At 73.9% G+C, this 18,713-nt stretch carries 22 protein-coding genes; 14 read left to right on the forward strand and 8 right to left on the reverse strand.

Annotated elements, in window-relative coordinates:
* Positions 1 to 41 precede the first annotated feature (41 nt).
* From SNE206_RS04340 to SNE206_RS04360, 5 genes are all read right to left on the reverse strand, one after another.
* The gene (locus SNE206_RS04340; protein WP_407912001.1) at positions 42 to 1,529 is read right to left on the reverse strand and encodes a sensor histidine kinase; all 1,488 of its coding nucleotides are present in this window, start codon (positions 1,527 to 1,529) and stop codon (positions 42 to 44) included.
* Positions 1,526 to 2,296 carry a response regulator transcription factor gene (locus SNE206_RS04345; protein ID WP_387586408.1) on the reverse strand — a complete coding sequence of 257 codons (771 nt, stop codon included), beginning with the start codon at positions 2,294 to 2,296 and terminating at the stop codon, positions 1,526 to 1,528. The genes SNE206_RS04340 and SNE206_RS04345 overlap by 4 nt, the downstream gene beginning before the upstream one ends.
* 59 nt (positions 2,297 to 2,355) lie before the next feature.
* Entirely contained in the window at positions 2,356 to 3,579 is a 1,224-nt protein-coding gene (locus SNE206_RS04350) for a S1C family serine protease (RefSeq protein WP_407912002.1), read from the reverse strand.
* A gap of 89 nt (positions 3,580 to 3,668) precedes the next feature.
* Entirely contained in the window at positions 3,669 to 4,721 is a 1,053-nt protein-coding gene (locus tag SNE206_RS04355; protein ID WP_407912003.1) for a LacI family DNA-binding transcriptional regulator, read from the reverse strand.
* A gap of 134 nt (positions 4,722 to 4,855) precedes the next feature.
* The gene (locus SNE206_RS04360; RefSeq protein ID WP_407912004.1) at positions 4,856 to 5,584 is read right to left on the reverse strand and encodes a response regulator transcription factor; all 729 of its coding nucleotides are present in this window, start codon (positions 5,582 to 5,584) and stop codon (positions 4,856 to 4,858) included.
* Positions 5,585 to 6,245: 661 nt separating this feature from the next.
* On the opposite strand from SNE206_RS04360, the gene SNE206_RS04365 reads away from it, so the two are divergent.
* The 6 genes from SNE206_RS04365 (at position 6,246) to SNE206_RS04390 (ending at position 9,470) form a co-directional block, all read left to right on the forward strand.
* Positions 6,246 to 6,557, forward strand: a complete 312-nt coding sequence (locus tag SNE206_RS04365; RefSeq protein ID WP_407912005.1) for a MoaD/ThiS family protein — start codon at positions 6,246 to 6,248, stop codon at positions 6,555 to 6,557.
* A gap of 98 nt (positions 6,558 to 6,655) precedes the next feature.
* Entirely contained in the window at positions 6,656 to 7,327 is a 672-nt protein-coding gene (locus SNE206_RS04370; protein WP_407912006.1) for a DUF2993 domain-containing protein, read from the forward strand.
* A 351-nt stretch (positions 7,328 to 7,678) separates the two neighbouring features.
* Positions 7,679 to 7,759 carry a putative leader peptide gene (locus tag SNE206_RS04375; RefSeq protein WP_350637490.1) on the forward strand — a complete coding sequence of 27 codons (81 nt, stop codon included), beginning with the start codon at positions 7,679 to 7,681 and terminating at the stop codon, positions 7,757 to 7,759.
* A 216-nt stretch (positions 7,760 to 7,975) separates the two neighbouring features.
* Complete coding sequence (locus SNE206_RS04380; RefSeq protein ID WP_407912007.1) at positions 7,976 to 8,809, forward strand: sulfurtransferase; 834 nt, start codon at positions 7,976 to 7,978, stop codon at positions 8,807 to 8,809.
* Between the two features lie 34 nt (positions 8,810 to 8,843).
* Positions 8,844 to 9,134 (forward strand): DUF1416 domain-containing protein, encoded by a 291-nt coding sequence (locus SNE206_RS04385; protein ID WP_405012070.1) that lies wholly within the window; start codon positions 8,844 to 8,846, stop codon positions 9,132 to 9,134.
* A gap of 63 nt (positions 9,135 to 9,197) precedes the next feature.
* Positions 9,198 to 9,470 carry a DUF3099 domain-containing protein gene (locus tag SNE206_RS04390; protein WP_407912008.1) on the forward strand — a complete coding sequence of 91 codons (273 nt, stop codon included), beginning with the start codon at positions 9,198 to 9,200 and terminating at the stop codon, positions 9,468 to 9,470.
* 11 nt (positions 9,471 to 9,481) lie between these two features.
* On the opposite strand, the gene SNE206_RS04395 is transcribed toward SNE206_RS04390, so the two are convergent.
* Entirely contained in the window at positions 9,482 to 9,844 is a 363-nt protein-coding gene (locus SNE206_RS04395) for a DsrE family protein (protein ID WP_405012068.1), read from the reverse strand.
* Positions 9,845 to 10,133: 289 nt separating this feature from the next.
* Between SNE206_RS04395 and SNE206_RS04400 the strand changes: the two genes are divergently transcribed.
* The 3 genes from SNE206_RS04400 to SNE206_RS04410 all read left to right on the forward strand — a co-directional run bounded on the left by SNE206_RS04400 (position 10,134) and on the right by SNE206_RS04410 (position 12,258).
* Entirely contained in the window at positions 10,134 to 10,718 is a 585-nt protein-coding gene (locus SNE206_RS04400; protein ID WP_407912009.1) for an FABP family protein, read from the forward strand.
* A 105-nt stretch (positions 10,719 to 10,823) separates the two neighbouring features.
* Positions 10,824 to 11,273, forward strand: a complete 450-nt coding sequence (locus SNE206_RS04405; RefSeq protein WP_407912010.1) for a Fur family transcriptional regulator — start codon at positions 10,824 to 10,826, stop codon at positions 11,271 to 11,273.
* A 19-nt stretch (positions 11,274 to 11,292) separates the two neighbouring features.
* On the forward strand, positions 11,293 to 12,258 hold the full coding sequence (locus SNE206_RS04410; RefSeq protein ID WP_407912223.1) for a YgfZ/GcvT domain-containing protein: 966 nt from the start codon (positions 11,293 to 11,295) through the stop codon (positions 12,256 to 12,258).
* Positions 12,259 to 12,279: 21 nt separating this feature from the next.
* Here the strand turns inward: SNE206_RS04410 and dtd are convergent, their stop codons facing one another.
* Positions 12,280 to 12,711: a D-aminoacyl-tRNA deacylase gene (gene dtd, locus SNE206_RS04415; RefSeq protein ID WP_407912011.1), complete on the reverse strand. Its 432-nt coding sequence runs from the start codon at positions 12,709 to 12,711 to the stop codon at positions 12,280 to 12,282.
* 344 nt (positions 12,712 to 13,055) lie between these two features.
* Here dtd and SNE206_RS04420 point away from each other — a divergent pair, with 344 nt between their 5' ends.
* The 3 genes from SNE206_RS04420 (at position 13,056) to SNE206_RS04430 (ending at position 14,940) form a co-directional block, all read left to right on the forward strand.
* The gene (locus SNE206_RS04420) at positions 13,056 to 13,565 is read left to right on the forward strand and encodes an ABC transporter substrate-binding protein (RefSeq protein WP_407912012.1); all 510 of its coding nucleotides are present in this window, start codon (positions 13,056 to 13,058) and stop codon (positions 13,563 to 13,565) included.
* A 56-nt stretch (positions 13,566 to 13,621) separates the two neighbouring features.
* A complete protein-coding gene (locus SNE206_RS04425; protein ID WP_407912013.1) occupies positions 13,622 to 14,572 on the forward strand; it encodes an asparaginase in 951 nt (316 codons plus the stop codon).
* A 152-nt stretch (positions 14,573 to 14,724) separates the two neighbouring features.
* Entirely contained in the window at positions 14,725 to 14,940 is a 216-nt protein-coding gene (locus tag SNE206_RS04430; protein ID WP_407912014.1) for a dodecin, read from the forward strand.
* Between the two features lie 144 nt (positions 14,941 to 15,084).
* Here the strand turns inward: SNE206_RS04430 and SNE206_RS04435 are convergent, their stop codons facing one another.
* On the reverse strand, positions 15,085 to 15,576 hold the full coding sequence (locus SNE206_RS04435; protein ID WP_407912015.1) for an inorganic diphosphatase: 492 nt from the start codon (positions 15,574 to 15,576) through the stop codon (positions 15,085 to 15,087).
* 76 nt (positions 15,577 to 15,652) lie between these two features.
* Between SNE206_RS04435 and dacB the strand changes: the two genes are divergently transcribed.
* The gene (gene dacB / locus SNE206_RS04440; protein ID WP_407912016.1) at positions 15,653 to 17,158 is read left to right on the forward strand and encodes a D-alanyl-D-alanine carboxypeptidase/D-alanyl-D-alanine-endopeptidase; all 1,506 of its coding nucleotides are present in this window, start codon (positions 15,653 to 15,655) and stop codon (positions 17,156 to 17,158) included.
* A gap of 98 nt (positions 17,159 to 17,256) precedes the next feature.
* The gene (locus tag SNE206_RS04445) at positions 17,257 to 18,423 is read left to right on the forward strand and encodes a zinc-dependent metalloprotease (RefSeq protein WP_407912017.1); all 1,167 of its coding nucleotides are present in this window, start codon (positions 17,257 to 17,259) and stop codon (positions 18,421 to 18,423) included.
* The last annotated feature ends 290 nt before the right edge of the window (positions 18,424 to 18,713 follow it).

Below are 18,713 nucleotides of genomic sequence, written 5' to 3' on the forward strand. Positions count from 1 at the left end.
CCGGAAGGGAGCCCCGCCCCCGGCGCGTGCGGGGGGCGGCGTCAGTGCGGCGGATCCGCCTGCCCGGGCAGCCGTACGGTCGCGAGCGCACCCGGACCGCCGTCGGCGGCGGGCCCCAGCGAGACCTCGCCGCCGGTGTCGCGGACGGTCTGCGCGACGATCGACAGCCCGAGCCCCGACCCGGGCAGCTGGCGCGAGGACGGCGAGCGCCAGAAGCGGTCGAAGACGTACTGCAGCTCGTCGGGCGGGATGCCCGGGCCGTGGTCGCGGACGGAGAGCCGGCCGTCCAGCAGCGACACGTCGACCGTGCCGCCGGGCGGGCTGTACTTCACGGCGTTGTCGAGCAGGTTGATGACCGCGCGTTCCAGTGCGGCCGCGTCGCCGTGGACGAACCACGGGTGGACGGCCACGTTGAAGACCAGGCCGGGGCCGCGGAGCCGGGCGCGTTCGAGGGCCCGGTCGGCGATCTCGTGCAGGGCCACGACGGCGAGCGCCTGCGGGGGCCGGGCGGAGTCGGGACGGGAGAGCTGCAGCAGGTCGCCGATGAGCAGGGTCAGTTCCTGCATCTGCGCCTTCATGTTGCCGAGCAGCTTCGCGCGGGTCGCGGCCGGGAGCGGCCGGCCGGTGTCGTCGCTGCGGATCAGCAGGTCGACGTTGGTGCGGAGCGAGGTGAGGGGGGTGCGCAGTTCGTGCCCCGCGTCGGCGATCAGCCGGGTCTGCCGTTCGCGGGAGTTGAGCAGGGCGGTCGACATCGAGTTGAACGAGGTGGAGAGCCGGGCGATCTCGTCGCTGCCGTGGACGGGGATCGTCGCCCCGACCTCCTCGGTGCGGGCGATGTGCTCGACGACGTCGGTGAGCTGGTCGACGGGCCTCAGCGCGGAGCGGGCGACGAGCCGGCCGGTGAACCCGGCACCGACGACACCGAGCGCGGCGACCCCCATCAGGACGAACGCCAGCTCGCGCAACGACGTCTGGACGCTCTCGGTCGAGGCCGGCACCAGTTGGACGTACTGGCGGGTGACGCCGTCCACCGTCAGGGTGACGGCCGAGCGCCGGACCATCGCCGACTCGCCGTCCACGTACTCGCCGTCGCGGTAGGACACCTGATGCGTGCCGAGGACGTCGAGGTCCGACGGGCTGGTCCTGATCGCCCGCTCGCTGGAGAGCGGGAAGCAGGTCGTGCCGTCGGCCGCGAGCAGCTGGACGTTCCACTTGTAGCCGTTGTACCCGCCGGGGAACGGGCGGTCGTCGGCCTCCTCCGCGGCCTTGGCCGCCGCGACGGCCCGGTCGAGCGCGGTTTTGGCGCTGATGTCGCACGAGACGAACTTCTGCTGGGGGCCGGCCAGTCCGGGGGGCGCACCCTTCAGGGTGTCCCTGACCTGGTCGTACAGCCGGTCCCGGACGACGAACCAGCACGCGAACGCCGCGAGCGCGATGGCCACGGCGACCGCCGCCGCGGTGAGCATGGCCAGCCGGCCCCGCAGCGAACGGCTGCGGTACCACCCCGTGAGCCGGCCGGTGGGCTTCACGCCGCCGCGCCGCTGGCGGCGCGCAGCGCGTAGCCGACCCCGCGGACGGTCTGGATGAGCCGGGGCATGCCGCCCAGCTCGGTCTTGCGGCGCAGGTACATCACGTACACGTCGAGGGAGTTCGACGAGGGCTCGAAGTCGAAGCCCCAGACGGCCTTGAGGATCTGTTCGCGGGTCAGGACCTGCCGGGGGTGGGCGAGGAACATCTCCAGCAGCATGAACTCGGTGCGGGTGAGTTCGATGGGCTTGCCGCCGCGGGTGACCTCGCGGGTGGCGGTGTTCATCCGCAGGTCGCCGAAGGCCATCACCTCGCTGTCGTCCTCCGCGGCGGCGCGGGCGGCGGCTTCGCTGGCGAGGGCGCTGCGGCGGAGCAGCGCGCGGACGCGGGCGAGCAGCTCGTCGAGTTCGAAGGGCTTGGCGAGGTAGTCGTCGGCGCCGACGTCGAGGCCGGTGACGCGGTCGCCGACCGCGTCGCGGGCGGTGAGCATCAGGACGGGGGCGGTGTCCCCGCGGGAGCGCATCCGGCGGACGGCGGTGAGGCCGTCCATGCGGGGCATCATGATGTCGAGCAGGACGAGGTCGGGGTGGTCGCGTTCGACGGCCTCCAGGGCCTCGAAGCCGTCGGTGGCGGTGGTGACCTCGTAGCCCTCGAAGGCGAGGCTGCTCTCCAGGGCGTCCCGCAGGGCGGGCTCGTCGTCGACCACGAGGAGCCGGGCCGGGGTGCCCGTGAGCTCGGCAGGTGTGCGGTCGTCGGCGGGGGGCGTCATGGGCTCGGGCCCTTTCTGAGTCCGTGGGGTGCTGCCATTGTCCTGCGGGTGGTGCTGGGTCACAGGTTCTGACCGGCCTGCATCTTCGACAGGACCTGCTTGACGTCGTTGATCGGGATGGCGAAGCCCAGGCCGACGCTGCCGGCGGTGCTGGAACCGGCGGTGGAGCTGGAGCCGCTCGCCGAGTACATCGCCGAGTTGATGCCGATGACCTGGCCGCTCGCGTTGATCAGCGGGCCGCCGGAGTTGCCGGGGTTGAGGGCGGCGTCGGTCTGCAGGGCCTTGTAGGTCGCGGAGTCGCCGGAGGAGGCCGACGAGCCGGAGGAGCCGGGCATGCCGGGCAGCTCGGGGAAGCCGAATCCGCCGTTGTCCCGGGTGGAGCCCTCGTCGACCTGCACGGTGACCTCGCGGTTCTCGGCACTGATGATGCCGGAGGTGACGGTGCCGGTGAGGCCCTCGGGGTTGCCGATGGCGACCACGGGGTCGCCGACCTGCACGGTGGAGGAGTCGCCGAGGACGGCCGGGGTGAGGCCGCTGACGCCGGACGCGGTGACGACGGCGACGTCGAGGGACTTGTCGGTGCCGGTGACGGTGGCGTCCGCGGTCTTGCCGTCCTTGAAGGCGACGGTCATCCGGCCGCCGTCCACGGCGCCCGAGATGACGTGGTAGTTGGTGAGGATCCGGCCCGTCGCGGTGAGGACGACGCCGGTGCCGGTGGCCGTGCCGCTGTCGGTCGTGACGGTGATCTGGACGACGCTGGGGGAGAGGGCCCCGGCGATGGCGGAGACGTCGGCGGTGCCGTCGGACTTCGCGGCGACCGGGCTGACGATGGTGCTCGCCGAGCCGGTCGAGCCGTCCCGGCTGCCGGCGACGACCCCGCCGGTGACGCCGCCGAGCAGGGCGGCGACCGCGGCGACCGCTGCGGCGAGGCCGAGCCTGCTGCGCAGGAGGCCGCGTCGGGCGCGGCCTCCGCCGGGGGCGGCATGGGCGGGGCCCTCCGGGGGTCCGGGCGGTTCGGGGGTGTCGGCGAGGCCCGCGGCGAGCGGGTACGCCTCCTGCGGACCGGGGGCGTGCTCGGCCCACGGCGCGGCGGCCTGCGTGCCCTGTGTGCCCTGCGCCTCCGGACGGCCGTACGCCTCGGCGGGCCGGTGGGCCTGGCCGGTCTGCGGGCCGTACGGCGTGCCGTACGGGGGCTCCGGGGCGTGGGCCGGCGGTGCGGGCCACACGAGGTTGCCGTCGGCGGTGCGGTAGGGCTCGTCGCTGCTGCGGTACTGGTCGCTCATGAGGACCAAGCTCCGCCCGCCGGATGAAGTTCCGATGAGAGCCGGGTCAGAAGGGTCCGAGAAGCCTGTCGGATTCTCATAAAGCCTGGTCAGGCCGAGTGCGTGGGCTCCTGCCCGGTGCAGCCGCAGGAACGGCGTACGACCAGGCGTGATTCGAATTTCCGCACCCGCTCGGTGTCCGACCCGGGCACCATCAGGGAGTCGTCGAGCACGAGGTCGACGGCGGCGCGGGCCATCGCGTCGCGGTCGGAGGCGACGGTGGTGAGCGGCGGGTCGGCCAGGGCGGCCTCGGGCACGTCGTCGAAGCCGGCGACGGCGAGGTCCTCGGGCACGCGCAGTCCGACCTCGCGGGCCGCCCGGAGGACGCCGATCGCCTGGTCGTCGGTGGAGCAGAAGATGGCGGGGGGCCGGTTCGGGGAACGCAGCAGCTCGACGGCGACCTCGTACGCGCCGTAGCGGTGGAACGGCGCGTCGACGAGGTGCGGCGCGGTGTCCAGGCCGTGGGCGGTCATGGCGCGCTGCCAGCCCTCGACGTGGTCGATGACGGGGTCGCCGGGGGCCGGGGACTCGACCGGGCCGCCGAAGCAGACCACGTACGGGTGGCCGTGGACCTCCAGCAGGTGGCGGACGGCGAGCTCGGAGCCGCCGACGTCGTCGGTGACGACCGCGACGTCGTCGATCGCCTCGGGCCGGCGGTGCAGGAGCACGACCTTGGCGCCCTCCATGGCGGCGAACTCCTCGGCGGCCCGCTGCGAGGGGCCCTGGCTGACGAGGATCAGGCCGGAGACCCGCATGCCGAGGAACGCGCGGACGTAGTGCACCTCGCGGTCGTCGACGTAGTCGGAGTTGCCGATGAGGACGAGCTTGCCGCGCTCGGAGGCGGCGCGTTCGACGGCGTGCGCCATCTCGGCGAAGAAGGGCTGGCGGGCGTCGGGGACGACCATGCCGATGAGGTTGGTGCGCCGGGAGGCCATGGCCTGGGCGACGCTGTTCGGCCGGTAGCCGAGCTGCTCGATCGCCGCGAGGACCTTCTCGCGGGTCGCGGGGGCGACCGGGCGGGGTCCGTTGTTGATCACGTAGCTGACGACCGCGGTCGAGGTGCCAGCCAGTCGGGCTACGTCGTCGCGCGTCACCTTGGCCACGGGGGGAGTCTACGCGGGTGGCGCGGCAGCGGTAGGAGGAGTCTCACGTACCGGCCGGTACGGCCCCGGGGTATCCCCCGCAAGCCGGACAAACCGGGCGGCCGGTCGCGGGGACCGGCCGCCCGGGTACCGGGTCAGACCTCCTGCACGGCCGGGCGCTGCTCGGCCCCGGGCCGCTCGCCCTTGTCGGGCTTCTCCGGCACGACGAAGCGGTAGCCGACGTTGCGGACGGTGCCGATGAGCTGCTCGTGCTCGACGCCGAGCTTCGCGCGCAGCCGCCGCACGTGCACGTCGACGGTGCGGGTGCCGCCGAAGTAGTCGTAGCCCCACACCTCCTGCAGCAGCTGGGCGCGGGTGAAGACCCGGCCGGGGTGCTGCGCGAGGTACTTCAGGAGCTCGAACTCCTTGAAGGTGAGGTCGAGCACCCGGCCCTTGAGCTTCGCCGAGTAGGTCGCCTCGTCGACGGAGAGGTCGCCGTTGCGGATCTCCATCGGGCTGTCGTCGGAGGTGACCTGGAGTCGGCCCATGGCCATCCGGAGCCGGGCCTCGACCTCGGCCGGGCCCGCGGTGTCGAGCAGCACGTCGTCGATGCCCCACTCGGCGGTGACGGCTGCGAGCCCGCCCTCGGTGACGATGAGGATCAGCGGGCAGCCGATGCCGGTGGACCGCAGCAGCTGGCAGAGGCTGCGGATCTGCGGCAGGTCACGGCGACCGTCGACCAGGATCACGTCGGCGCTCGGGGTGTCGACCAGGGCCGAGCCCTCGGCCGGGGCGACCCTCACGCTGTGGAGCAGCAGGCCGAGTGCGGGAAGAACCTCGGCGGACGGTTGCAGGGCGTTGGTGAGCAGGAGGAGAGAACTCATACCCGGTAGTCCCCTTTCCGGGTCGTCGCGGTCGCACCGCGCGTACGGTCGCCGCCGGCCGGCACTGGTGCGATGAAGGTGGAGGAAACGCTGGCAGGGCGCGTGCGGGGAGCTCCGGGGGATTCGTCGGTGCGCACGGCACGGCGGAGCGCACGACCGGGGTGAAGCAACCCGTGGCGTACCGTTCCTGCCCTGCTCATCCGCGAACCTTCCGGTCTGCTCCCGTGCCGGGCGGGGGCCCGGCGCCGGGTCCTGACGCCCCGTCGGACCGCGAGCACTCCGTCGTGCCGCTGTCGACGGGGGTGTTCCCGCGGCCGGTACGGGTGGCGCACCGCTCGCAAGAACGTCCGTACTGGCGTCCTGAAAGCACAAAAGGACCCGGGGGCGACTCTGCCCGGATCCCTTACGGATCGAGGATAGCCGACCTCACCCCGCTCCGGGAGGGGCGTGCAGCGAGGGGCAGGCCACAGAACGCACGCCCCGGCGCACATCCGGACCTCCGGCGTCCGCCGCCGGGAGCTGGGGGGTTTCCGTCCGGCCGTCCGGGCGGGCCATCATGGGGGCAGCACCGGCCGCACGGTACGTGTACACCTTCGGCGCGGGCGCCCGGCGCACGGAGCCGGGCCGCTGCACCGGGCGAGGACGACGAGGAGGGCCTGCCATGGACGCCATCACCGCTGCTTCACCCGGAGGAGTGACTCCGCCGGCCGCTCGGGTGACCGGCACGATCCGCTACTGGGCCGCGGCGAAGGCGGCGGCCGGTACGGCGGAGGAGTCGTACGAGGCCGCGACGCTGGCGGAGGCGCTCGACGCCGTCCGCGCGCGGCACGCCGGGCGGCCGCGGCTGCTCGGGCTGCTCGGGCACTGCTCGTACCTGGTCGACGGCGAGCAGGTCGGCACCCGCGACCGGGCCGGGGTGCGGCTCACCGAGGGCGGCACCGTCGAGGTCCTCCCGCCGTTCGCGGGCGGCTGATCCCACCCGGCGGGCCGGAACCGGAACCACCGGGCCCGGCCGATCGTCGTAGCTCTCCGGACGGCACGGCGAGACGGAGCCAGACCCCGGGGAGAGACATGCGCGGCCTGCTGAAGCTGACGATCGGTCTGGTGGCGCTGGTCGGCCTGCTGGCCGGGGCGGACCGGATAGCCGTGGGCGTGGCGGAGGACGAGGCCGCGGACCGGCTGGCGAGCGGCGGCCGGATGGCACAGCCGCCGAGCGTGCACATCGAGGGCTTCCCCTTCCTCACCCAGGCGCTGGCGGGCGAGTTCGACGAGGTTCGGCTGTCGGGCGAGGGAATGACCGTCGGCGACGGCAAGGAGCAGGTGGCGCTGCGCTCGTTCAGCGCCCGGCTCTCCGGCGTGGCGGTGGGCGACGGGTACCGCAGCGCCACGGTGCGCAGCGGCAGCGGCAGCGGGCTGATCAGCTACGCGGACGCCGCCCGGCTCGTCCCGGGCGCGGAGCGGCTGGAGCTCTCCTACGGCGGGCCGGGCAAGATCAAGGCCTCCGTGATGGGCGTGTCGATCGGGCAGGGCGACGTGCACAGCAAGGGCAACACGATCACCGCGGACGGCTTCCGGCTGACGGGCGTGGCGTCGCTGCTGAAGGGGCGTGCGGCGTCGCTGCTGGGGCCGCGCAGCTTCACGCTGACCGAGCTCCCGGCCGGGCTGAACCTCGCCGCCGCGGTGCCGCAGCCCGACGGCCTGCAGCTCAGCTTCAGCGGCGAGCACGTCGAACTGATCGGCTGACCGGCCCTGGCCCCGACCCCGGTCCTGGCTTCGACCCTTCCGACCCTTCCGTCCCTCCTGGCGCACCCCTGTCGCCCCGCCTGCCCGTCGGCCCGCGGTGCGCCCACGTGCACCCGTGTGCGCCCCCGGGGCGGGCCTTCGGCGGCCTGTCGTGCTGTCTTGATCCGCGAGACGCGCTGTCCATCACCGGCCGTTCCGCGGCCGAGCCGGTCCGAGCGCGGCCGGGCGCGTCGGAGGGATTCCCGTGCCCTGCCTGGCGTAAAATCGGAGAATCCCAGCATTCGGGCCATTCGGTCTCACTATTCGACACAATGATGACAGCGGGCCCGCGGTGTCCCTAGCATCGACGACATGAAGCGACAGGCGGATCTCACGAAGCGGCGGGCGGTAGACCTGTGCCGCGTGTCCACCTGCCTGTGTCGAATGCGCTGACCGGGCAGCCGACGAGCCCCTGAGTCCTGCCCGACCCCGCATGCCGGCCCCGATCCGACCCGTTCACCGGGCCGGCGGCCGGTCCGGCGCCCTGTTCCGACCGCGCGGCAGTCCCGCATCCCGCCGTGTCCACGATGTGGACGCGATGCCGGGCACGGCCCTGCCGGGCACCCCTCTACAGCCTTCCGCAAACCGCCCCCGGATGGAGACACCACCATGAGCCGCAGCGACGTCCTGGTCGACGCCGACTGGGTCCAGGAACGCCTGGACGCCCCGAAGGTCGTCATCGTCGAGGTCGACGAGGACACCTCCGCCTACGAGAAGAACCACATCCGCAACGCCGTCCGCATCGACTGGAAGACGGACCTCCAGGACCCGGTGCGCCGCGACTTCATCGACAAGGCCGGCTTCGAGGCGCTCCTGAGCGCCAAGGGCATCGCCAACGACGACACCGTGGTGCTCTACGGCGGCAACAACAACTGGTTCGCCTCGTACGCCTACTGGTACTTCAAGCTGTACGGCCACGGCGACGTCCGCCTGCTGGACGGCGGCCGCAAGAAGTGGGAGCTCGACTCCCGCGAGCTGGTCGCCGCCGTGCCCGAGCGCGCCGCCACCTCGTACACCGCGCAGCCGGCCGACAGCTCGATCCGCGCCTTCCGTGACGACGTGCTCGCCGCGATCGGCACGCTCAACCTGGTCGACGTCCGCTCGCCCGACGAGTTCTCCGGCAAGCTGCTCGCCCCGGCGCACCTCCCGCAGGAGCAGTCGCAGCGTCCGGGCCACGTCCCGTCCGCCCGCAACATCCCGTGGGCGAAGAACGCCAACGACGACGGCACCTTCAAGAGCGACGACGAGCTGCGTGAGCTCTACCAGGCGGAGGGCGTGGACCTCGCGAAGGACACCATCGCCTACTGCCGCATCGGCGAGCGTTCCGCGCTCACCTGGTTCGTGCTGCACGAGCTCCTCGAGCAGTCGAACGTGAAGAACTACGACGGCTCCTGGACCGAGTACGGCAGCCTCGTCGGCGTGCCGATCGAGCTCGGCAACTGAGCTCCGGCTCGAACCGTAGGAAGGGAAGACAGACATGTGCGGTGCGAAGGCCGGCGGCCCGGACCTGGCAGGAGTTGACGTGGCGAGCGAGACCATCATCCAGGGTTCGGTGACCCGCGACGGCGAGCCCGTCAACGGCTACGTGCGCCTCCTCGACGAGGGCGGCGAGTTCACCGCCGAGGTGCCCACCTCGGCCACCGGGCAGTTCCGCTTCTTCGCCCGTCCGGGCAAGTGGACGCTGCGCGCGCTGGTCCCGGGCGCGACCATCGACCGCCAGGTCGTGGCCGCCCAGGGCGAGTTCACCGAGGTGGCGATCGCGGTCTGACCGCGGCCCCTGCCCGGCCGAGGCCCCCTGCACCGCAGGGGGCCTCGGTCATACCCTGGAGGTGTGCAGGCACACCGGCGGCACGTCCGCTACTTCGTGATGATGGGCGTCTGCCTCGGCCTCTTCGTGCTGGCGTGGGGCGTCGTCCGCTTCTGGTCCGTGCCCGCCGCGATCGGCATGTGCGTGGTGGCCATGGTCATCCCCCCGCTCGCCGCGGTCTTCGCCAACAAGCGGGATCCCGACGACGACTGGTGGAACGACCCGCGGTGGGACGACCCGCGCTGGGACCGCCCGGGCCACGACCGCGACCGCCCCGACCACGAGCAGCGCCCCTGAGGGGTGCCGCGTCAGTACACCAGCGCCTGCACGCCGTCCTGCACGATCTCGCTGAGGAAGACCTGCGCGCCCGCGATGCGGACGCCCTCCACCGTGTCCTTCTCGGTGATGTCGCGCCGGGCCGCGCACTGGGTGCACAGCGTGACCGTGCCCGCGGCCAGCACCGACTCCAGGAGGTCGGGGAGCGGCGCCGCGTGCGGCAGCTCGAACTCCGCCGCCCGCCCCGGCAGGGCGAACCAGGACGACTCCCCGGTCAGCCAGAGCGACACCTCGACCCCGCTGGCGACCGCGACCGCCGCCACCGTGAAGGCCTGCGAGCAGCGCTCCGGCGCGTCCGCCCCGGCCGTGACCTTGATGACCAGCTTCTTCGACATGCGCCCCAGCGTAGCGACGGCGTGGCGGGGCTCACCAAGACCGGCCGGGGGTGCGGCCGATAGACTCCCCGGGACGTACGTATCTGCCCGCCCGCCCGCAATGGAGCGCCTCGTGTCCGGTCTGGAAATCTTCTTCGACAGCCTGCTCGTGCTCATGGCCGTGCTGATCACCTGGTTCGCGTTCTTCTCGGTGATGAAGCTCTACCAGGGCCAGCGCTGACGCCCACTGCCGTACCGTGGTGGCCGTAGCACGAGTCCGCAGGCCCACACCGACGACAGCAGCAGGAACATGATCGAGATTCCCTCCGACCTCCACCGGGACGTCGTCCCGCTGGCCTTCCTCCTGGGTACCTGGGAGGGCGCCGGCGTCTTCGACTTCCCCGGGGCCGAGAAGTGCAACTTCGGCCAGGAGGTCGTCTTCCGGCACGACGGCCGTCCGTTCCTCGAGTTCCGCTCCCGCACCTGGGTGCTGGACGAGCAGGGCGAGAAGGTCCGTCCGCTGGAGAACGAGCACGCCTTCTGGCGCATCACCACCAACCAGCAGGGCACGTCCGGCGAGCGCGAGGTCGAGGTCTCGTCCGTCCGCGACGACGGCACCGTCGAGGTCTGGTACGGCAAGCTGCACGACGGCAAGCCGCAGATCGACCTCGCCACCGACGCCGTCGCCCGGATCGAGGGCGCCGCGCCGTACACCGGCGGAAAGCGCCTCTACGGCCTGGTCAAGGACGAGCTGCTCTGGGTCGGCGAGAAGGCCGCCCCCGAGGTGCCGCTCCGGCCGTACATGTCCGCCCAGCTGCGCAAGGTGCTCAGCCCCGCCCAGCTGATCAAGGACATCAACGACCTCCCGGACGACGGGATCGCCTTCTTCCGCTGACCGGCGGCAGGGGCGTTCCCCGGCCCGGCGTCGGGCGAGACAGGGACCGGCCGCTCGGCCGGTCCCTACACTTGTCCCATCACCTCGAACCGGCAGGGACACACCGTGGCGAACACCGAGACCCCCACCGACTGGAAGAGCGATCTGCGGCAGCGCGGTTACCGGCTGACACCGCAGCGCCAGCTCGTCCTGGAGGCCGTCGACGCCCTGGACCACGCCACGCCGGACGAGATCCTCGGCCACGTCCGCAAGACCGCGAGCGGCGTCAACATCTCCACCGTGTACCGCACGCTGGAGCTGCTGGAGGAGCTCGGCCTGGTCTCGCACGCCCATCTCGGCCACGGCGCCCCGACGTACCACCTGGCGGGCCGCCACACCCACCTCCACCTGGTCTGCCGGGACTGCGACAAGGTCACCGAGACCGACACCTCGATCGCGGCCCCGCTGGTCGACGGCCTCCGCGCCGAGTACGGCTTCGACACCGACCTCAAGCACTTCGCGATCTTCGGCCGCTGCGCCGACTGCACCGAAAAGCGCCACCGCCCGCAGTCGTAAGCTGGCCGGTATGACCGGTATCAAGAGCCCGCTGCTCGACCTGCCAGGTGCCGTCCCCTCGGAGGGCGCCGACGCGGGCGTCGCCGCGCATTACGGCAACATCTTCCGCGAGCAGCGCGAGCTCGCCGCCGGCCGTGGATTCGTCGACCTCTCGCACCGCGGCGTGCTCACCGTCACGGGCGCCGACCGGCTCTCCTGGCTGCACCTGCTGCTCACCCAGCACGTCAGCGCGCTGCCCCCGGGGCAGGCCGCGGACGCCCTGGTGCTCTCCCCGAACGGCCACGTCGAGCACGCGCTCTACCTGGTCGACGACGGCACGACCACCTGGATCCACGTCGAGCCGGGCACGCAGGGGGCCCTGCTCGCCTACCTCGACAGCATGCGGTTCTTCTACCGGGTCGAGACCGCCGACGCCACCGACGGGTTCGCGGTCGTCCATCTCCCGGCCGGTTCCACCGCCTCCGCCGTGGGTGCCGCTGTCGTCCGCGAACTCCCGTACGGCCGCGACCTGTTCCTGCCCCGCGAGGAGCTGGGGAAGCTGACGGCCGGTTACGGCCCGGCGGCCGGCGTGTGGGCGTACGAGGCGCTGCGCATCGAGGGCCACCGGCCGCGCCTCGGCTTCGAGACCGACCACCGGACGATCCCGCACGAGGTCGACTGGCTGGCCACCGCCGTGCACCTGCAGAAGGGCTGCTACCGCGGGCAGGAGACCGTCGCCCGGGTGCACAACCTGGGCCGCCCGCCGCGCCGCCTGGTCTTCCTGCACCTGGACGGCACCGAGGAGAAGCTGCCCCCGCACGGCACCGAGGTGCGGCTCGCCGCCGACGGCGACGGCGGCCGGGCGCTGGGCTTCGTGACCTCCTCGGCGCGCCACCACGAGCTCGGGCCGATCGCCCTGGCGCTGGTCAAGCGGAACACCCCGGTCGACGCCGTGCTGCTGGCCGGCACCGTGCCCGGCACCCAGGACGTGGTCGTGCCGCAGTAGGGCGGTGACGCCCCCGGCGGCTCAGACCTCCAGCAGCACCGTGAACGGGCCGTCGTTCACCAGCGAGACCTTCATGTCCGCGCCGAACCGGCCGGTCTCCACCTTCGCGCCCAGCGCCCGCAGCTCGGCCACCACCGCGTCCACCAGCGGCTCGGCGGCCGGGCCGGGCGCTGCCGCGTTCCAGGTGGGCCTGCGGCCCTTGCGGGCGTCGCCGTACAGCGTGAACTGACTGATCACCAGCAGCGGTGCGCCCAGCTCGGAGCAGGACTGCTCGGGCGCGCCCTCGAACAGCCGCAGCGTCCACAGCTTCCGGGCGAGCTGCGCCGCCTTCGCCGGCGTGTCCTCGTGGGTCACCCCGACCAGGACGCACAGGCCCGGCCCGTCGATCGCACCCACGCAGGCGCCGTCCACATGGACGGCGGCCTCGGTCACCCGCTGCACCACTGCTCGCATGCCGCCATTCTGCCGGAGGCGTGCGGGGCGGTGGTGCGCGCCGGGTGGCGCACGCGTGCGCCGATGTCGGCGCAGGTCAGCGCCGAGGCGCCAATTGTCGTACCAGCCAGGGCGGTTCGCCAGGGGGGCCGTTCGGGTGCCGGGCGGTGCGCCGGGCCCCGCCGGGGTGGGACGCTGTCGGACGGCCCGAGGGTGGCGGCGCGTCCGAGCGGAGCGGGAAACCGCCGTCCGGTGTCGCCCGACCGGGTGGCAGCGACGCCCGCCGGGAACCGCCGGGGGCGGCCGGTACGTGCTCACCCACGGGCCGCACCGGCACCGGGACGCAGGACATTGGCAGGTGGTGGATGGACGCGAGCGACATCGGCGGGCTGGGCCTGGACCAGCTCCGGACGCTCTGGCGGAACGCGCAGGAGCAGGAGGCGGACCTCTCCTACCTCCGCCGCCTGCTGCAGGGCCGGATGGACATCCTGAGAGCCGAGCTCGCCCGCCGCCGGGTGTCGCACGACGTCCGCCCCCAGGACCCGGCCGACCTGCTCGACCGGCTGCCGGCCATCCTCGCGGACCTGCCGTCACCGGTCCGGCGCCCCGCCCGGCACGTCACCCTGGGCCCGCCCCGCGGCGAGGAGTACCGCCGCGAGGCCGACGCGCTCATGGGCGACGTCCAGCTCGCCGACCTCGACGCCCACCCCGCCGACGACCTCCTCGCCGCCGTGGAGCGCCTCACCCGGCACGAGCGCGAGGTCTCCGGACGGCGCCAGCACCTCCAGCGGACGGCGGACGACTGCAGCGCCGAGATCACCCGCAGGTACCGTGAAGGGGAAGCACGGGTCGACGACCTGCTCACGGGGGGCTGAGGAGCGGGCGGCGGCCGGGCCACCCTCACCCAGTGCACAGCCGTCAGGAGCCACCCATGCCCCAGTCCGTCCTGCCCGCCCTCGCCGAGGTCATACGCTCCGGCTTCACCGAGGGCCGCCACCGCGGCTCCCTCGTGCTGCTCGCCGCCGACGGCACCGTCGAGTACGCGCTCGGCGCGCCGCACGAGCCGGTCTTCCCGCGCTCCACCGCCAAGCCGTTCCAGGCCGTCGCCACCCTCCGGGCCGGCCTCGCCCTCGACGACGAGCTGCTCGCGCTCGCCGCCTCCAGCCACTCCGCGGAGGCCTTCCACCGCGCCGGCGTCCGCAGCATCCTGGCCGGTGCCGGGCTCACCGAGGACGACCTGCGCACCCCGGCCGACCTGCCGCTCGACCGCGTCGAGGCCGACCTCCTGCTGCGCTCCGGCGGCGGCCCCGCGCCGATCCTCATGGACTGCTCCGGCAAGCACGCCGGCTGGCTCGCCGCCTGCGCCGCCAACGGCTGGGACACCGCCGGCTACCTCGACGCCGGTCACCCCGTCCAGGTGCTGGCCCGGGAGGCCCTGGAGGAGGCCACCGGCGAGCAGGCCGCCCACGTCGGCACCGACGGCTGCGGCGCGCCGCTGCTCGCCGTCTCGCTCACCGGCCTCGCCCGCGGCTACCGCGCCCTCCTGCTCGCCGCGCCCGGCACCCCGCAGCGGCGGGTCGCCGACGCGATGCGCGCCCACCCGGAGTACGTGGCCGGCAGCCGCCGGGCCGACACGTGGCTGATGCGGGCCCTGCCGGGAGCGCTGTCCAAGATGGGCGCCGAAGCCGTCCAGGTCGTCGCGCTGGCCGACGGGAGGGCGCTCGCGTTCAAGATCGACGACGGCGCGGAGCGGGCGCGCGGCCCGGTGCTGGCAGCCGCGCTGCGCCGACTGGGCGTGGAGGACGAGGTGCTCGCGCGGATCGGCGCCGAACCGCTGCACGGCGGTGGCGCGGTGGTCGGCGAGGTCCGGGCCGCCTTCTAGGGGGCGCCGGGGCGGCCGGGCACCCGGCGGGGGCCGACCGGCGGCGTTGCCCCGGACGGCGGCTCGGCGCGCGCGGGCCGCGGCGTCCTGCGGCACGGTGGACGAGGGACCGCCGCACCACCCCCCGTCACATCGTTGCTGGGAGACCCGCCATGACCGACCACGTCTACCGCGTCACCGAGATCGTCGGATCCTCCTCCGACGGCGTCGACGCCGCGATCCGCAACGGCATCGACCGCGCCGCCCGCACCCTGCGCAATCTGGACTGGTTCGAGGTGACCCAGGTCCGCGGACACATCGAGGACGGCCGGATCGAGCACTACCAGGTCGGGCTCAAGGTCGGCTTCCGCCTCGACGACGCGGACTGACCCGCCGCCCCCGCGGTCCGGCACCCCCGGCACCGCCGGAGCCGCGGACGCGACGCCGCACCGCACGCACGCACGAGGGCCGGGACGAGCAGCTGCTCGTCCCGGCCCTCGTCACGTCGGAGAACCGAGCGGGAAGAGGACGGCTCAGTGGCCGCCCTGCTCCTCCAGGCGCTTGATCGAGGCGGTGATCTCGGCCTCGGCCTCGGCGCGGCCGACCCAGTCGGCGCCCTCGACGGACTTGCCGGGCTCCAGGTCCTTGTAGACCTCGAAGAAGTGCTGGATCTCCAGACGGTCGAACTCCGACACGTGGTGGATGTCCTTCAGGTGCTCCCAGCGCGGGTCCGTCGCCGGGACGCAGAGGAGCTTGTCGTCGCCGCCGGCCTCGTCGGTCATCTTGAACATGCCGATGGCGCGGCACTTGATCAGGCAGCCCGGGAAGGTCGGCTCGTCCAGGATGACCAGCGCGTCCAGCGGGTCGCCGTCATCCGCGAGGGTGCCCTCGACGTAGCCGTAGTCGGCCGGGTAGCGGGTCGAGGTGAAGAGCATGCGGTCAAGGCGCAGGCGACCCGTCTCGTGGTCGACCTCGTACTTGTTGCGCGAGCCCTTCGGGATCTCGATGAGGACGTCGAACTCCAAGGGTTCCTCCAAGGTAGGTACTGACAGAATCCCAGTGTCTCGCACGGCGGGGAGTGCTCGGGAAAGGGGCCGGTCGGTGAACGTAGGCGCAGGCACGGGGAGGACGCGCGCGAGGGCGGCCGACGGGGTCGTCGCGGCCCTGCTGGCGGTCGCCGTCGCGGTGGCCGTCCCGTCCTCGGCAACGGCCCGCCCGTCACCGGAACCTGGCCGGAGCGGGCAGCAGGGCCGGGCCGGGACCGACGGCGGACCCCGGGGCGCGGGCGCGACCGGGAAGCCGGACGCCCGTGCCTCCGGCGCCGCGCACCGGCCCGCTCCCGCCGCCGCCCCCGTCCTCGGGGCACCGGCCGACACCGGGGTCGCGCCCACCGGCCCCGGCGTGCAGAACGCGCTGGGCGCCACCGTGCAGGACCACGCGCTCGGCGCCCTCAACTTCGCAGTCGCCGACGCCGTCACCGGCCGCCTGCTGTACGGGTCCGGCGAGACGACCCCGGCCGTCCCCGCCTCCACCACCAAGCTCGCCACCGCCGTCGCCGCACTCGCCGTCATCCCGCCCACGACGCGGCTCGCCACGACCGTGGTGCGCGGCACCGAACCCGGCACCGTCGTCCTCGTCGGCGGCGGCGACCCGACGCTGACCGTGCTGCCGGCCGACCAGGTGAGGATCGGCGGGCTCCCGGCCGACCCCGACACCGCGCCCGCCTCGCTCGCCGACCTGGCCGCGCGCACCGCCGACGCCCTGAAGGCGTCCGGCACCACCGCCGTCCGGCTCGGCTACGACGTGTCGCTCTACACCGGCCCGCTGCTGCACAAGGAGCACGATGCGGTGAACATCGCCGCCGTGACCCCGCTCATGGTCGACGAGGGCCGGATCGACCCCCGGTCGCCCGACGAGGCCCCGGCCCGGGCGTTCGATCCCGCCGGGCAGGCGGCCACGGCGTTCGCCGACGCGCTGCGGGCCCGGGGCATCGCCGTGGACGGCGATCCCGTGCAGACCACCGCCCCCGCCGGTGCGCCGACGGTCGCCGAGGTGCGGTCGCCGACCCTGCCCCGGCTGATCGAGCGGATGCTGACCACCTCCGACAACACCCTCGCCGAGGCCGTCGCCCGGCAGGCCGCGCTCGCCGCGCACCGGCCCGCGAGCTTCGCCGGCGCCGCCGACGCCACCGTCCAGGCGCTGGCCGCGCTGGACGTGCCGACCGCCGGGGTCGTCCTCAACGACGGCAGCGGCCTCAGCAGGGCCAACCTCATCCCGCCGATCACCCTGACCGCGCTGCTCGCCCGGGCGGCCTCGCCGGCCCACCCCGAGCTGCGGCCCGTGCTGACCGGGCTGCCGGTCGCCGGGTTCACCGGCACCCTCGTCAACCGTTTCGGTGCCCGCTCCGGGGCGTCGGAGGCGGCCGGCGTCGTCCGCGCCAAGACCGGCACCCTCGCGGGCGTGAACACCCTGGCAGGGACGGTCGTCGACGCCGACGGCAGGGTGCTGACCTTCGCCCTGATGACGAAGACCGCCGCGGGCGCGTACGACGCCCGCTCCGCGGTCGACCGGATCGTCGCCAGGATCGCCTCCTGCGGCTGCCACTGACCGGCCCACCGACCGGCCCGCCGGCCGCCCGCCCGCCGCCGCCCGTGGCGGCGGCAGGTTCCCTCCCCACGCCGCCGTGGAACACGTACGGTGAGGGCATGACGAGCGCGAGCGGTGGAGCGGGCATGGTCGACTGGAACCTCGCGGTCGCGACCGCCACCCGGCTGGCCCGGCCCGGCCCGGAGGTGAGCCGCGAGGAGGCGGTGAAGGTCGTCGCCGAGCTGCGCCGCCACGCCCTGGAGGCCGAGGAGCACGTCCGCGGCTACACCGGGCTGCAGCCCGCCAGGCTCGCGGACGCCGAGGCCACCCCGGTCCTCGTGGTGGACCGCCCCGGCTGGGTGCGGGCCAACGTCGCGGGGTTCCGCACGATCGTCCAGCCGCTGGTCGACCGGCTCCAGGCCCGCCGCACGGACGGCGCGGGCGCCCAGTTCGCCGGCACCCTGGGGGAGAAGGCCACCGGCATCGAGATCGGCGCGCTGCTCGCCTTCCTGTCGACCAAGGTGCTGGGCCAGTACGAGACCTTCGCGCCGGCCGAGCTGCCGCCGGCGCCGGACAGCCCGGCCGGGCTGTTCGACAAGCCGCGGCGCGGACCGGAGCCGCCCGGGCCCGGCCGGCTGCTGCTGGTGGCGCCGAACATCGTGCAGGTCGAACGGGAGCTGGACGTCGACCCGCACGACTTCCGGCTGTGGGTCTGCCTGCACGAGGAGACGCACCGCACGCAGTTCAGCGCCGTGCCGTGGCTGCGCGACCACATCCAGTCCGAGGTGCAGGGCTTCCTCGCCCAGACCGACGTCGACCCCGGCGCCCTGCTGGAGCGGGCCCGCGAGGTGATCGCGGACGGCATCCCCGGCCTGGGCGGCCGCGGCGACGGCTCCGGGCCGACGACGCTGCTGGAGGCGGTGCAGTCGCCCGGTCAGCGCGAGGTGCTCGGCCGGCTGACCGCGGTGATGTCGCTGCTGGAGGGTCACGCGGACGTCGTCATGGACGGCGTCGGCCCGTCGGTGGTGCCGAGCGTCGCCGAGATCCGGGAGAAGTTCCAGCGGCGCCGCGACCGCGGCGCCGGCCGGCTCGACGTGATGCTGCGCCGCCTGCTGGGGATGGACGCCAAGCTGCGGCAGTACCAGGACGGGGCGGTGTTCGTCCGGGGCGTGGTCGACCGGGTCGGCATCGCGGGCTTCAACCGGGTCTGGACGTCGCCGAACACGCTGCCCACCAAGGAGGAGATCCACGACCCGGCCGCCTGGGTCGCCCGGGTGGCGCGCTGACCCCGGCCCGATCCGCCGGACCGCCGAGTCGCCTGGCCGCCGGGTGTCGGGGCCGCGCCGGAGCCGGGAACCCGGGACCGGCCGGAGGCCCTCCGGAGCCGTACAGATGCCCCCAGCCGGGCGTACGGCGCCCGAATGAACGTTTCTCCATTCACCCGTACGTGGGACGGTGGGGCCGACGCTGGCGCGCACGGCCTGGCGGGGGGCCGCTTTCTGCGACCATCTGTGAGCGCCCGGTGACCGTGAGCGTGCGAGGTCCCCGCCCCGCCGCCCCGGGCCAGGCCGCCCGT

It is taken from the genome of Kitasatospora sp. NE20-6 (genome assembly GCF_045862635.1).

What these genes read in the sequence shown, in the direction of transcription:
- SNE206_RS04345 (WP_387586408.1), bottom strand. Translation starts at nt 2,296, where the DNA reads ATGACGCCCCCCGCCGACGACCGCACACCTGCCGAGCTCACGGGCACC.
- SNE206_RS04350 (WP_407912002.1), bottom strand. Translation starts at nt 3,579, where the DNA reads ATGAGCGACCAGTACCGCAGCAGCGACGAGCCCTACCGCACCGCCGAC.
- SNE206_RS04360 (WP_407912004.1), bottom strand. Translation starts at nt 5,584, where the DNA reads ATGAGTTCTCTCCTCCTGCTCACCAACGCCCTGCAACCGTCCGCCGAG.
- SNE206_RS04365 (WP_407912005.1), top strand. Translation starts at nt 6,246, where the DNA reads ATGGACGCCATCACCGCTGCTTCACCCGGAGGAGTGACTCCGCCGGCC.
- SNE206_RS04370 (WP_407912006.1), top strand. Translation starts at nt 6,656, where the DNA reads ATGCGCGGCCTGCTGAAGCTGACGATCGGTCTGGTGGCGCTGGTCGGC.
- SNE206_RS04375 (WP_350637490.1), top strand. Translation starts at nt 7,679, where the DNA reads ATGAAGCGACAGGCGGATCTCACGAAGCGGCGGGCGGTAGACCTGTGC.
- SNE206_RS04380 (WP_407912007.1), top strand. Translation starts at nt 7,976, where the DNA reads ATGAGCCGCAGCGACGTCCTGGTCGACGCCGACTGGGTCCAGGAACGC.
- SNE206_RS04385 (WP_405012070.1), top strand. Translation starts at nt 8,844, where the DNA reads ATGTGCGGTGCGAAGGCCGGCGGCCCGGACCTGGCAGGAGTTGACGTG.
- SNE206_RS04395 (WP_405012068.1), bottom strand. Translation starts at nt 9,844, where the DNA reads ATGTCGAAGAAGCTGGTCATCAAGGTCACGGCCGGGGCGGACGCGCCG.
- SNE206_RS04400 (WP_407912009.1), top strand. Translation starts at nt 10,134, where the DNA reads ATGATCGAGATTCCCTCCGACCTCCACCGGGACGTCGTCCCGCTGGCC.
- dtd (WP_407912011.1), bottom strand. Translation starts at nt 12,711, where the DNA reads ATGCGAGCAGTGGTGCAGCGGGTGACCGAGGCCGCCGTCCATGTGGAC.
- SNE206_RS04420 (WP_407912012.1), top strand. Translation starts at nt 13,056, where the DNA reads ATGGACGCGAGCGACATCGGCGGGCTGGGCCTGGACCAGCTCCGGACG.
- SNE206_RS04425 (WP_407912013.1), top strand. Translation starts at nt 13,622, where the DNA reads ATGCCCCAGTCCGTCCTGCCCGCCCTCGCCGAGGTCATACGCTCCGGC.
- SNE206_RS04430 (WP_407912014.1), top strand. Translation starts at nt 14,725, where the DNA reads ATGACCGACCACGTCTACCGCGTCACCGAGATCGTCGGATCCTCCTCC.
- SNE206_RS04445 (WP_407912017.1), top strand. Translation starts at nt 17,257, where the DNA reads ATGACGAGCGCGAGCGGTGGAGCGGGCATGGTCGACTGGAACCTCGCG.